The 14,141-nt window shown below is 31.4% G+C and carries 11 protein-coding genes and 1 tRNA gene; 1 reads left to right on the top strand and 11 read right to left on the bottom strand.

Going from position 1 to position 14,141, the window contains the following annotated elements; translation table 11 throughout:
* Window positions 1–834: 834 nt before the first annotated feature.
* The 4 genes from DY249_RS08645 to DY249_RS08630 form a co-directional block, all read right to left on the bottom strand.
* On the bottom strand, window positions 835–1,581 hold the full coding sequence (locus tag DY249_RS08645; protein ID WP_115595883.1) for a hypothetical protein: 747 nt from the start codon (window positions 1,579–1,581) through the stop codon (window positions 835–837).
* An 81-nt stretch (window positions 1,582–1,662) separates the two neighbouring features.
* Window positions 1,663–3,474: a coiled-coil domain-containing protein gene (locus DY249_RS08640; protein ID WP_115595882.1), complete on the bottom strand. Its 1,812-nt coding sequence runs from the start codon at window positions 3,472–3,474 to the stop codon at window positions 1,663–1,665.
* A gap of 160 nt (window positions 3,475–3,634) precedes the next feature.
* Window positions 3,635–4,318, bottom strand: coding sequence for a peptidoglycan amidohydrolase family protein (locus DY249_RS08635; protein WP_101540757.1), 684 nt, complete (start codon window positions 4,316–4,318; stop codon window positions 3,635–3,637).
* A gap of 9 nt (window positions 4,319–4,327) precedes the next feature.
* Window positions 4,328–4,456 (bottom strand): YvrJ family protein, encoded by a 129-nt coding sequence (locus tag DY249_RS08630; protein ID WP_172540088.1) that lies wholly within the window; start codon window positions 4,454–4,456, stop codon window positions 4,328–4,330.
* A 1,001-nt stretch (window positions 4,457–5,457) separates the two neighbouring features.
* On the opposite strand from DY249_RS08630, the gene DY249_RS09210 reads away from it, so the two are divergent.
* Window positions 5,458–5,552 (top strand) — tRNA-Sec (locus tag DY249_RS09210).
* On the opposite strand, the gene selB is transcribed toward DY249_RS09210, so the two are convergent.
* From selB to yedF, 7 genes are all read right to left on the bottom strand, one after another.
* The gene (selB, locus tag DY249_RS08625; RefSeq protein WP_115595881.1) at window positions 5,553–7,412 is read right to left on the bottom strand and encodes a selenocysteine-specific translation elongation factor; all 1,860 of its coding nucleotides are present in this window, start codon (window positions 7,410–7,412) and stop codon (window positions 5,553–5,555) included.
* Window positions 7,402–8,754 (bottom strand): L-seryl-tRNA(Sec) selenium transferase, encoded by a 1,353-nt coding sequence (gene selA, locus DY249_RS08620; RefSeq protein ID WP_101540760.1) that lies wholly within the window; start codon window positions 8,752–8,754, stop codon window positions 7,402–7,404. The genes selB and selA overlap by 11 nt, the downstream gene beginning before the upstream one ends.
* Before the next feature lie 712 nt (window positions 8,755–9,466).
* Window positions 9,467–10,714, bottom strand: coding sequence for a glycine/sarcosine/betaine reductase component B subunit (locus tag DY249_RS08615; RefSeq protein ID WP_115595880.1), 1,248 nt, complete (start codon window positions 10,712–10,714; stop codon window positions 9,467–9,469).
* A gap of 111 nt (window positions 10,715–10,825) precedes the next feature.
* Window positions 10,826–12,067 carry a glycine/sarcosine/betaine reductase component B subunit gene (locus DY249_RS08610; RefSeq protein WP_115595879.1) on the bottom strand — a complete coding sequence of 414 codons (1,242 nt, stop codon included), beginning with the start codon at window positions 12,065–12,067 and terminating at the stop codon, window positions 10,826–10,828.
* A 63-nt stretch (window positions 12,068–12,130) separates the two neighbouring features.
* Window positions 12,131–13,273: an aminotransferase class V-fold PLP-dependent enzyme gene (locus tag DY249_RS08605; RefSeq protein ID WP_115595878.1), complete on the bottom strand. Its 1,143-nt coding sequence runs from the start codon at window positions 13,271–13,273 to the stop codon at window positions 12,131–12,133.
* A complete protein-coding gene (locus tag DY249_RS08600; protein WP_115595877.1) occupies window positions 13,263–13,538 on the bottom strand; it encodes a putative Se/S carrier protein in 276 nt (91 codons plus the stop codon). Before DY249_RS08600 ends, DY249_RS08605 begins: the two co-directional genes overlap by 11 nt.
* Window positions 13,519–14,127: a sulfurtransferase-like selenium metabolism protein YedF gene (yedF, locus tag DY249_RS08595; RefSeq protein ID WP_115595876.1), complete on the bottom strand. Its 609-nt coding sequence runs from the start codon at window positions 14,125–14,127 to the stop codon at window positions 13,519–13,521. Before yedF ends, DY249_RS08600 begins: the two co-directional genes overlap by 20 nt.
* Between the last annotated feature and the right edge of the window lie 14 nt (window positions 14,128–14,141).

Raw genomic sequence — 14,141 nt, 5'->3', positions numbered from 1 at the left:
TTTAGAATTAAAATATTTTGTAGTTTCTTTTTTTCTTATATTTCTATTTTTATTTATATACGTTTTACCTACAATATTATTCTCCTACTTTTATAATGACTCCCCCTATTGTCATTTCGACTGGAGGAAGTTTTTGCTTGCGTAGTGGAGAAATCTTTCTTATAGATATGTGATTGTTAGGTTTCTTTTTTTATTAATGGTCTTATTTTTTATGGCTATGTTTATAGATATCTGACTCTTAGGTAGATCTCTCGGCTACGCTCGAGATGGCAAGCGTGGTGTTTGCTTTGTTTTTAGTTGGTTTTCTTATTAGCAGAATGTAGAATTAAAATATTTTGTAGTTTCTTTTTTCTTATTTTTCTATTTTTTATTTATATAAGTTTTACCTACAATATTATTCTCCTACTTTTATAATGATCCCCCTATTGTCATTTCGACTGGAGGAAGCTTTTGCTTGCGTAGTGGAGAAATCTTTTTTAAAGCTATGGGATTGTTAGGATTTATTTTTTTATTAATGGTTTTATTTTTTTTATGGCTACGTTTATGGATATCTCATTCTTATGTAGATCTCTCGGATATGCTCGAGATGACAAGCGTGGTGTTTGCTTTGTTTTTAGTTGGTTTTCTTATTAGCAGAATGTAGGATGATGCGATTTTTTTATTGCTACGGTTGGGAATATCTGACTCTTAGGTATACCTCTCGACTACGGTCAAGATTACAAATGAAAAAACTTTCTTTTTCTTGTGCAGTCCTTATTGTTTATCCATCTCCTTAATTATATACCTACACAAAAAAAGAGAGGTTTTAAAGTAACCCCCTCTTTTATTACAATATTATTTATTTCTTTTTTTTGTAACAGCATATCCTGCTGATGCTAATGAAGCTGTCGCTGCTAGTACTCCTGCTGTTGCTATACCTGTTTTTGGATTTTCTCCAGCGTTTTTGTCTTCTTTTTTATCGTCTTTCTTGTCTTCTTTTTTGCCTTTTGCTGGGAAGACTTTTACTTTATCGTTTGGTTTGTTATTTTTATCGTCGTTTTTCTTGTCTTCTTTTTGTCCTGGGAAGATCTTTTTGCCACCATTTGCTGGTTTTTTTTCTTTGGTATTTTCTTTTTCCGCTGGGAAGACTTTCTTGCCGCCGTTTGCTGGTTCATTTTTTTTGTTATCTTTATTGTCTTTGTTATCTTTGTTATTATCTGTGTTTTCTTTTGCTGGATACTCTTTTTTGCCAGTATCTGCTGGTTTTTTTTCTTTGTTGTCTTTATTATCTTTATTATTTTCTTTATCTTGTGGAGCTTGATCTTTGTTGTCTTTTTTGTTGGTTTCTTCTTTTTCACCTTTTGATGGATTTTCTTTTGTATCGCCATCTTCTGGTGTTGCATTTGGATCAAGGGTGCTTGATGTTTTTATTTTTTCATTTTCTACTGATTCTGTGTTTGCCACTCCACCTGTTGTTGTATTTACTGTTTGCTTATCTTCTGGTGCTGTTGGGATAGTTACTTCATCAGCATGTACATTTTGTACACCTGCACCAAGTACTAATGTAGCTGATAAAGCTGCAGTTAATAATTTTTTATTCATCGGTTTTCTCCTTTTTGTATTTTAAGATTATCTTTATATCTATTTTATTGATAATTACCCATTTTTGCAATTTATAAATCTTTATTTACTTAATAGGTAGTTATACTCGTCTAAAGCATAGCTTGCTTCTTTGAGTAATCTTTGAGACTCTTTTAGCAATTTATCAACTTTACTGCGATTTTTGGCAACTGTTCTTGGTGCTAATTCTTCTAATAATTGTATGGCTCTAACCGTTGCCTTGTTAGCATCTATTGATTTTTCTAATCTATCACGTTTAGCTTTTAGGTCAGATACTTTGTAACTACCTTTTTTAATATATCTAAAAGATTGTGCAACTATTATAGTATCTTCTTTACTTGTAGTATTTTCTTTTATAGGGTCTAAGGATTTTATTGCTGGCTTACTTGTCTTTTCTTCTTTATTATCTAATTTAGAACTATCTTTATTATTCTTATCAGTTTTACCTTGTTTTTTACTAGCTGCGTTGATTTGTTCTTCTATATTTTTTAAGATTTCAAGATTTGAAGCTTGGTCAATTTTTTTAGCAAATGATTCTTTATCATCTTGGTCTAAATTATTATTGTTTAATTTATCTTTTATCTCTTTTTTAGATTTTTCTAAAGTTTTTTCTTCTTTTTCTTTTTGAGATTTCTTATCTGCTGCTCCAACTTTATCTAATATTTCATTTATTTTTTCAACACTTTCTGCAGAATCCACTTGATTTTTAAATTCTTTTATTTGTTCTGGAGTAAGATGGTCTTTGCTTTCTATATTTTGCTTGGCAGATTCTTTAGATGACTCTAACTTTTTAGCTACTTCTGAATTATCTTTTTCTTCTTTTGTTTTTTTATCTGCTAAATCAGCTTCTTTTAAGATTGCTTCAATTTTTTCTAATGTTTCTGCCGATTCAATTTGATCTAACAATTCTTTTTTATTTTCTTGGCTTAAATATTCTTTTTTTTCTATATTTCTTTTAGAAGATTCTTTAAATGCTTTGAGCTTTTCAGCATCTTTCTTAGCTTTTGCATCCGCTTCTGCTTTTTCTACTTCTTTATTTATAGTTTTTAAGTCTTCAATGTTTTCTACTGATTCGATTTTTACTTTGAAATCTTCTTTTTGTTCTTGGCTTAGATTTTCTTTTTCATTGAGTTTTGAGAGAGCATCTTCTTTTGTTTTATTTAACACTTCTTTTTCTTTTTCTGGAGTGCTTTCTCCAGCTATGCCTATTTTACCTTTAATTTCTGCTAATTTGGCTTCTAGTTCTTCCTTATTTTGTGTGACATTTACTTCATTAATGTAAGTATTTCTTTCATATTCATTAATCAAGCCTTGTATTTCATATCCTCTGATGTCATATCTTGCTTCTGCTTTATCTAATAGAAATGGATCTCCATTTGTAGCGTGGCTGTAGTCATCTGATAGTCTATGTATTCTAAATTTTTCTTTATCAAGTAAATTAACTTTATCATCTTTTTCTTTTATAGATTGATTTAACAAGGTAATTTCTTCATTTTTTTGATTAATATCATTGTTTATTTGATCAAGCTCATTTTGAAGTTTATTAATCACCTCTTCCGAGTCATTATTTTCTTTTGATTGATCAAGTTGATTTTCCTTTTCTATTTTTGCTTTTTCTAAATTACCTAGCTCTTCTTCTTTTTTGCTTAAATTATCTTTTTCTGATTCAAGCTCTTTTTGAGCTGCTAACAGATTAGCAGCTGCATCTTTATCTTTTGCTTTTAGCTGAGCCAATACTTCGTCCGTTTTTCTTCTATGAAATTCATCTTTTTGCTCTTGGGTAATTTCGTTAGCTGATGCATATGTAGGGGTATTTGCTATTCCAAATATTAAACCAAGTGATAAGCTGGCGATTAAGATACTTTTCTTTTTCATAGTTTTCCTCTCTGTTATTTATTATTTATAACTTTATTGTATTGTATTTAATAATTTAAAACTAGCCAAGAAATTTTGTTGTATTAGGAAAATTGGGATTATACTATATTTATTTATATATATAATGTAATTTATATTTGTCAATAAAAAAATGGACGGATTATATATCCATCCATTGATTGCCTTTGCTATCTTTATAGGCTACATACCTACGCCTACCACTATTATTTCCAATATAGGAAAGCCAGTGGTAGCCATTTGCAATTATTATTTGATCGTATTTTATTTTTTGGCCTCTATGATAGCTTGCAACTATTTGAGCCTTTGTACTGGGATATGCTCTTACATAAGTAGTGGCATAAACTATTGCCGTTCCTGATTTGTGTTTATTATATGTTTTATTTTTTATAACTGGTCTAAAGTATCTTTCATGTGGACTTCTTTTGCAATCTAAAAAATACCTTAAAAAGTTTGATTCTCCATTTATACTTACTGTTGCATTTACTGCGTTGCAATGGATAATTTCACCTTTTTTTAGGAAAATACCTGTATGGCCATTTGCTCCATAGGTCCTGCCTTCTATGCCTCTTATAAAAATATCTCCAGGAATTATTTGCTCATAAGAGTATATCTCTTCTAAAACTGTTCCTTTTAATTTAAAAAGACTTTCAGTATTTCCAATCACAGTAGCCTGGGGCAAAAAGCCCCCAGCTATCAGTGCAAAATATACAAATGATGAGCAGTCAAGATAACTTGGACCCAACCTTGCTGGATAAGCCATAGAATATCCAACTTTTCTATGTTGACTTTTTGCATAAGCTAACATATTTTCAATTGATTGCATAAATCTCCTTTATTTTTCATTTTTTATTTCTCTAATTTCTTTTAGAATTTGATCAAGTTTATAATCTAATCTGTATATTAGTATAAGGCTAACCACTATAGGAAAGCCAAGGTCGCCGATTAGTTTGGTAATATCCATAATTTTTTGTGGCGGTTTATAAGATATGGAAAGATTAGATAAGCTTGCATGCTTATTTTTTTAATCCATAAAGTTTGGAGTTGTTGTGGTAAGGAAGTTGATTTTGGATATTGTTTTTATTGTTGCTAATAGCTGCGGTTAGGAATATCTGGCTCTTAGGTAGATTTCTCCACTCCGCTTTGCTACGGTCGAAATGACAATAGAGGATATTCTTCGTATTTAGATTATGGTCTTAGTTATTGATTTCCAAGTGTTGGGTTGGTAAAATTGTTTTTTTAATAAGGCTACAATCCCCCATTGTCATTTCGACTAGAATAGACTTTGGGCTTTGGAGTGGAGAAATCTTTTTGTAGTTTATGATTTGATAAACGTAGTTTTTATTTTATTAATATTATTTGAATAGCTACGGTTAGGAATGTCTGACTCTGGGGTAGATCTCTCGGCTGAGCTCGAGATGACAATAAAGGGGCATTCTTCATATTTAGATTATGATCTTAGTTATTGATTTCCAAGTGTTGTGTGTGTATGATTTTAAACTTGATTGTTTAAAGCCCTACCTATTGTCATTTCGACTGGAGTGGTAACGGAATGGAGAAATCTTTCTTTGGTTTATGATTTTACTAGCCCTTAGCTATTAACTTGATAAAACTCACATCCTTTAAAATCCATTAAATATCCTTACCAGCAAAATTTCTTTGCCTCCTCCTTTCTTTACTTACAATCTTTATCATCTTTTTTATCTTTTTCATCTGTTTTTTCTTCTTTATAGATTAAGATTTTTGTCATTTCATCACCTCCTACTTATATATAGAAATCCGCTATGATTTTTCCCGAATTTTTTACATAAAAAAAGCTCACTTTTGGCTAAGTATTGGTTTATTAGCTTTTGTGAGCTTTTGATTTTATTAAATTTTCTGTCTATATCATCTTATTATTTTACTGCAAGTGATAAATTTTGTTGATTTCTTAGCAACTTGTGTTATAATATAAGGTGCACGTATGGGAGCGGATGAGTGTCTGGTGTGCTCTGCGGTCTTCAAAACCGTTGTGAGAAGTGTACTTCTCGGGTAGGTTCGATTCCTACACGCTCTCGCCACTAAAGTAATATTCTATAATCATCTACTCTTTTTGTAATATTTTTCCTATCTAAGTATTCTAATATCACTATAGCTTGATTACGACTTAGTCCTGATATATCTCTAAATTCCTTGGCTTCTAGCTTATCATTATCCTTAAAATATTCTTTTACCGTATCTACTAATTTTGTATAATATTCATTTCTTATTACAAATTCATCGATTTTTACCAAATCATTTTTTAGTAAAAAGGCTAATAGATCTTTATCTTTTTCATAAAATACATCTGATTCTTTGGATAGTTTTGGCTCATTTGCCTTAATTTGTTCTATTAGTTCATTGATTCTATTTTGGTCTTTGGCAAGGCTTATGGCAAAGTTTTTATCCTTTACATAACCTTTTTGGAGCATGATATGCTTGGTTAATATTTTATTTTTTAGCATAGCTTCAAAATCTTTGCTATCTAGTTTTAAATCTAGTTTTTGCCTTAGCTCTTCTTTTGAGATTCCCTCATCTAAAGGATTTTCTTTATGGTAGTCTTTGACTATTTGGCTAATATCTGTCGCTATTTTTTCTAGGCTTTGACTAGCTATATATGATTCTCCCAGTATTTGAATATCATTATTGGCTACCATTTGCTTTAAATCTTCTTCTAAGGCTGACTTTTCGATGCCCATGTGGGTGTAGATTTCTTCTTCAGTTTTAAATGTATCTAAAAAGTCTATTATCTCATCGATTTCTGTAAATTCTTCCTTATTTTTTAGGTAAGACACATAGTCTGTGGAGTTTACTGTGTGATTTTGGCTATTTGTATCGATTATTTCTCCACCACCAATAGTTTTTACCGGTGAATATGATCTGATGACAAATTTATCGCCTCTTTTTACAAAAATATTTTCTTCTAAACGAAATTCGCAAAGGGCAGTTTGATTTGCTTTTATCTCTTTTTGGTCAAGTGGCACCGCTCTTGCTAGGACTTCTTTTGTTCCATGGAAAAACCTTACTCTAGTCCAATGTTCAATTTCTATATCATCAAATTTGGATAGGGAAAGTTTAGTTTGTACATTTTTGACTCTTATAAGGGAATCATTTTGGGCAATAATATCTCCACGTTCGATTTCATTTGAAGAAATGTTTGATAGATTTAGGGCAATTCTTTGACCTTTGTGGGCAACTTCTATTGGCACATCATGATTTTCTATTGACCTTATTTTTACTTTTTTACCAGATGGGTAGAGCATATATTCATGATCTTTATAGATTTCTCCCTCGGTAAGAGTTCCTGTTATAATTGTTCCTATACCTTTAAGGGTAAAGGACCTATCTATATTCATCCTCATGGATTTGCTATCTTCTTTTTTCTCTGTTGTTAAAATTTTTTCTTCTATAAGAGTTTTTAGTTGATCTATATTTTCTCCAGAAACTGAGTCAACGGCTATAATTGGAGCATCTTCTAATATGGTATCTTTAAAAGACATTTCTATATCAGCTTTTACAAGGTCTAGCATATCTTCTGTCACCATATTTTTTTTGCTAATTACAATTATTGCATTATCTACTCCCATATAATGGAGAATTTGAGCATGCTCTATAGTTTGTGGCATTACTCCATCATCTGCAGCTATTACTAGCAAAATAATATCTATACCAACTACTCCTGCCATCATATTTTTTATAAAATTTTCGTGCCCTGGTACATCAATAATACCAGCTCTTTCGCCATTTGATAGGTCTAGTGCGGTAAAACCCAAATTTATGGATATACCACGTTCTTTTTCCTCTTTTAACTTGTCAGTTTCATTGCCAGTAAGAGCCTTGATCAAGGTTGTTTTACCATGATCTATATGACCTGCTGTACCTATTATATAATTATTTTTCATAGTATTCCTTTAAAGTTTCGTAAATATCATCTATTTGCTTATCAAAAATAGTTAGAGCATTTAAATAAAGATTACCATCATGAACTGTTGAAATTATATGATAGTCTGATAATCTTAGCTGTCTTTCTAGTTTTGTAATATTAGGATCACTTATTTTTATGGAATAAGTTTTCTTTATATCTAGCGGATATGAACCACCTCCGATTTTTCCTTCACTTTCAATTATCTCTGCATCTACGTCCTTTATTTTTTGAATTTTTCTTAGAAGTTTTTGACATCTTTTTTTAGTAGTATCCTCATCTTCTGTAATCATTCTAATAGTTGGATTTTCTTCTTTCATAGTTTCAAAATCTAAATATTCTATAAGAGTCGCTTCAACTGAAGCAAGGGTAAGTTTATCTACTCTAAAGGCTCTTAGAAGTTGATTTTTTTTCATTTCTGCTATGTATTCTTTTTTACCCACTATAATCCCTGCTTGGGAGCCACCGATTAATTTATCACAAGAAAAGCTTACTAAATCTATCCCATCATTTAGACAATCACCCACTGTTTTTTCGTAGGAATAGCCATAAGGAGTAAGGTCGATTAAAGATCCACTTCCTAGGTCTTCGTAAAGAAGGATATCACGATCTGCAATTAATTCTTTAAGGTCTTTAGTATCTACAGATTCGTTATAACCCACCATCTGGAAGTTTGATTTGTGGACTTTTACGATTGCAGATAAGTTTTCATCATCGATTTCATTTTCATAATCATAAAGATGAGTTCTATTTGTAGCACCCACTTCAATAATATTGGCACCTGATTTTTTCATAATTTCTGAAATACGGAATGAACCACCTATTTCAACAAGTTCTCCACGAGAAATAAGGGCATTTTTACCTTGGCAAAAGGTATTTAAAACCAAAAAAACTGCCGCAGCATTGTTATTTACAATAAGGGCATCCTCTGCTCCAGTAAGTTTTTTAACAATATCGACCAAGTGAGTGTAGCGAGATCCACGGGCACCTTTTTTTACATCGTATTCCAAATTTGAATAGCTAGACCCGATTTTTTCTATACGTTCAAGGGATTTTCGGGATAAAACCGCACGACCTAAATTAGTATGCAAAATAACACCAGTTGCATTTATCACATTATAAAGTGAATAAGGAGTGTAAGAATTTATCATACTATCTATATCAGAGTATATATCCTCAGTTTCAAAATCTACTTTATTAGCAATTTTAGCTCGATAATCATCCAAAACGCTATTTGCAATATCTTTTACAATTACAGGATTTTCATCATATCTATTTAAAATCTCATTCATTTGAGGTAATTTTTTATATAAATTTTCCATACTGCCTCCATATATGGTTATTATACAATATTTTACTAAATTTGTAACAAAGTAACGGGGAGTTTTTGGTAAAAGTTTATAAATATATTTAGATATTGTCTGCGGTATGGGATGTATGATTTTTAGGTAGATCTCTCGGCTACGCTCGAGATGACAAAGAGGTGGTGAGCTTTGTTTGAAGATATTGGTCTTATTTACTTATTGTCAATTCATTAGGTTTATAAGATTAGTATCATCATAAAACTATGCCTTCCCTATTGTCATTTCGACTGGAGTGATAACGGAATGGAGAAATCTTTCTTTGCTTTATGCGGCTTTTGAACACTAGTTTTAAAATTTATTAGTTTATTAATGATTTATAAATTATAATAACTACGGTTTAGAATGCCTGACTCATAGGTAGATCTCTCGGCTACGCTCGAGATGACAATAGTATAACTGCTTTGTTTTAAGACACTGGTCTTATATACTTATTGTAAATTCATTAGGTTTATAAGATTAGTATCATCATAAAACTATGCCTTCCCTATTGTCATTTCGACTGGAGCGCTAGCGGAATGGAGAAATCTTTTTTGGAGGCATGTGTTTAATAAACTTTGATTGTTAATCTATCTTAAAAATACAGCACTATTATAGTTTTATATTATATTGACTAGCTTAATCCATAAAAAAAGCACTTGCTTTACGCAAATGCTTAAAATTTTCATTTATTTTAATAGAGTGAATGTATACCCCCATCGCGCGCCTCATTTGGTGTTAAAAATACTGGGCTATTTTTTCCAAGTCTTATATTATCTCCACCGATTATTCCTGCTGGTTCATCTGCTTTTGTAAATGTATCGTACATACATCCTACACCTGAGACTACTTTTACTATGCCTATCTTGTATTTTCCTGGTCTTTTTATATTGTAAAAGTCTTTTACTTGGTCATATTTTCCATCATAGGATTTTAAAACTTCTCTTATTTTCCCTATTATTTGGTCGGCTATTTTATGGGCAGTGATTATACCATCTGCTGTCCTGCCTTCGCCTTCTTTGAAGGTAAAATCTATATGGAATATATAATCATCTACAGATGGGGTACCTGGTTTGTCAAAGCTTATTTTTTCTTCTAGAGTGCCATCACATGATCCCATATTAGCAGGTTGGAGGTCGTAGGCTTCTTCTACTCCTGTTATCATGGCTACTACGCCCCTTAGTTCGACTGTTTCACCTTCACCAAGTTTGCCTGATTTTTTGCCTGCTATTGGCATAATATCTAGGTTGGTGTTGGCTTCTTTTTTGTAATCACCTGGTTTTATAATGTCTACACTCATGTCGATGATTCTCTCTTGTCCTTCTAGGGCATCTATTGCTATATTTTCATCTATGATTAGTGTATGGCCGTCTATTTTGTTTTCTTCACCAAATTTTACTTCTTTTATATTTATGTAGTCTTTTGTAAGCTTGACTTCTTTCTTCTCATTTGGATCTTTTTTCTTATCCCATTTTTTGCCACGTTTAGCCATTTTCTTTCTAAGTTCAACCATAGCTTTCATAGCATCTATTTCTGCTAGAGAGTTTTCTCCCAAAACTTGGGTTTCAACACCTGCTTCCGTTTTGTTGTAGTCTATTACTAAATCTACATATTCATTTGTAGAAACAAAGGTTGCTTGTTGGCCTATGAAAGATAAACCCGCTGTTGCTATACCATTTTTTTCTAGCTCACCTATTACAGTTGTAAAATCTATGTGGTGGTTGCCCCAGCCGTCTAGGGCTACTATGGCGGCGTCAAGTCCTAATTCTTTGGCCATTTTGGCTGTTTCTACTGATGTTCTTTCCTTATCAACTTGCTTATCAGCTACTCCCTTGGCAATTACTCCTACAAATTCTAATCCATCATAAGATGAAACTACATTTACTATTGGACACCTATAATGATGCATGGTTGTCATTTTTGTACTAGGGCCAAATCCCATTTTTGCCTCCTATATATAAATAAGTGTTAATCTTTATACAAACGTTTTACCTACTAATATTATATCATCTACAATATTATTGACAAGATTTCTACAATTAACTAGTAAATATTATTGCAAGGGTTTAATAGCTCCATCCATAACTTCATTTGCTGTTAGTAAAAAAGGCATATTATCCATTTGTCTAATATTTGTTGCCCCTATGATTCCACAAGGTTCTGTAGCTTTTAAAAATGTATCATACATACATCCATAGCCTGACACTACTTTTATAATCGCTAATTTTAAGGCTGAATCTTTTTTAAAATTATAAAATGTTTTTGCATTTAGCCTTGATGTATCTATATTTTTTAGTAAATTTTGAATTTTCTGGCTTATTTTATCTGAAATTTTATAAGCTTCTATGATGCCATCTGCTTTCATAGCCCGGCCTTCTTTGATAATCACTTCTATATTTATTATGTAATCTGTATTTTGGGGTGTTCCTATTTTATCAAAAACTACTTTTTGCTTTAAAATGCCTTCGGATGATCCCATATTACAAGGTTCGTAGCCAGTATTTTCTTCAAATGCTGTAAACATTGTGCAAATTCCATTTAATTCTATAGTTTCACCTGTACCTAATATGCCAGATTTTTTCGTTGCTATAGGAAAAAAGTCTAGCTTTGTGTGGGTAAAGATATTTTTTTGATCTGGATTTATAATTTTAATATTAACTTTGCTTACTATATCTTCATTATAACTTATATCTAAAAGCTCCTCGATATTTAATATTAAATTATCAGCAATAATTTGATTTTTATTTCCTAGCTTTATTTCTGATATATCTTTAGAGTATCTTATTAATTTTTCTAAAGATTTTATTTTTGTAAGATTATTGTTAAGCTTATAGTTTCTACTTTTTAATTTTTTACTTAAAAGAGCAAATGCTTTTTTGACATCTGCAGTAGATAGGTCGTTTTCTCCGACAATTGTTGATTCTAGTCCTGATTTATTTTTTACAAAATCTACTATGGAATCTACGTTATCATATTTAATAACTAGGGGAGCCATATTGCCCATAAATGTTATTCCGGAACACGGAATATTTCTATTTTCCAGTTCATGCATAACTGTTGTAAAATCTATATGATGATTTCCCCAAGAGTCCATAGCTACTATTGCACAATCTATCCCAAGTTGCTGGCACATTTGTGCTGTTTTTTCGCTAGTATATAATTTTCTTTCTATTTTATCGCTCACTCCTTTTACAATAACCGCAGATAACTCAAAAGCATTTATTGAATTTGCAATATTTACTAAGGGATCATTGTAGTGGTAAAGTGAGGTCATCTTTATACTTGGTGCGCTCATATTTTATATCCTTCTTAAAAATTTTTAAAAAAATAACCCATATTTAAGTATGGGTTATTATAGCTATTTATTCATATAGTTTTCAGCTATTTCTTTTACTGCATCTGTAGCAGCATCTATTTCTTCTTCACTATTAAAATATGAAAAAGAAAATCTAACTATACCTTGATCTTCTGTAGCAAAATGCTTATGAATAAGTGGAGCACAATGGGCACCTGGTCTAGTTTGGATATTGTAGTTCTCATCTAAAATTAGTGAAAGTTCTGCACTATCCATATCATATATATTAAAGGAAACAATGCCTGTAAAATCTCCTTCAGGTTTTTTGGAATAAAATTTGACAGCTTTTATATCTTTTATTCCATTATAAAATCTTTTTGTAAGATTTTTTATTTTCTCATTTATATTATCAATTCCTGTATCTAACAAAAATTTCAAACTAGCATCCATAGCTATTTGAGATAAAAAATTGCTAGTTCCTACTTCAAAAATAGCTGGGAAATCTTTAGGGTGACATTTGTCAAAGGAATTTATACCTGATCCTCCAGCAAATACATTTGAAAAATCAAAATCTCCTACTTTTATAATCCCACCTGTTCCTGATGGCCCATAAAGGGACTTATGACCAGTAAATACAAATATACTATTTGAATATCTGGATAAGTCTACATCCACACAACCTGCGGTTTGAGCCATATCAATAATCATAATCAATTTATATTTTTGTGCTAATTGATGGATTTTATCTAAATCATTGACATTACCAAGCAAATTGGAAGCATGATTAGTTACTATAAATTTTGTATTCTCTTTAATTAATTCTGGTAATTTATCAAATTCCACTTTATAATCTTCATCAAAGTCTAGAAAATCAAGATCTGCTCCAGATTGATAAAGGGGTCTTAGGACAGAATTATGCTCCGTTGTAGTGGTTATTACATGGTCATTTTCTTTTACTAATGATTTGATGATCATATTTAGACCGAAACTAGCATTTTCTGTTAGAGCTATGTCATTTGGATCTGCTATATGAAATATTTTTGCTAAATCCATCTTTGTTCTAAAAATGCCCATCATTGAATTTTGAGAAAGGGCATGGCCTGACCTAGATGGATTGCCGTATTTTTCACTATCCAAAAGCTCTACATATTTTTCTTTAAGTGCTGCCGGTTTATGAAGTGTTGTGGCAGAGTTATCAAAGTACATATTCTTCTATCACTCTCTTTTTGCCCTCATGGTAGAGGGTATATACCTTATGGTAGTCAGTTTCATCTAATATATTTAAGGCATTTTCTAATTCACTTTTATCTACACGTAAGCAAAACCCACATCCAGCACCTATTTCGGTGGGAAGTGGGATAAGTCTTGCACCTTTTAAGTACTCCGTTTTATCAAGAGCTGCCATGGCAGCTGATGTAGTATCAAATGAAAATAGTATATGCTCTATTTCCTTAGCAAGGATAGATGGCATGGTTAGATCTCATGGCTTCTACAATTTTGTACATATTGGTAATTTCACCAACTGCTAGATCGTCTTTTTTGCCATAGTGGTCTAGGCAAAGGCCGCAAGAATAGATTCTTACTCCACGCTTTTCTAGATTTTTTAAATCTTCTATTGTTTTTTCATTTTCTGATGTAAGGAATACTCCTCTATTATAGAAAATCATTTCTACTGGCAAGTGATCTTGTTCTGTGACTGAGTAGATAAATCCTTCTAGTAATTGTTTGGAGAATTCAGGATCTCCATCACCAATTTTATCTGAATTTACTATTACTACATAGTTTTCGCTTGTAGCTTGATTTACAGAATAATCTTCAATTTCTTTGTGATCTCTTGATTGGTCAGTTTTTTCTAAAGTAACTTTGTATTTTCTTTCTTCTAATTTTTCTACTTTTGAATCAATTCTTAATTCATTTGCCATTTTTCTTAAATTTTCTGTAGCAACTTCATTGTCTACTAGAATTTCAAATTCTTTTTCATCTGGATTTTCTCTTAGAGCTTTTTTTGTTTCAATAACTGGAATTGGACAAGCTTTGCCTAGTACGTCTATTTCTCTCATTTTTCTCTCCTTTT

It is taken from the genome of Anaerococcus octavius (assembly GCF_900445265.1).
Classification (GTDB): Bacteria; Bacillota; Clostridia; order Tissierellales; family Peptoniphilaceae; genus Anaerococcus; species Anaerococcus octavius.
This window is presented reverse-complemented; position numbering and strand designations above follow the sequence as displayed.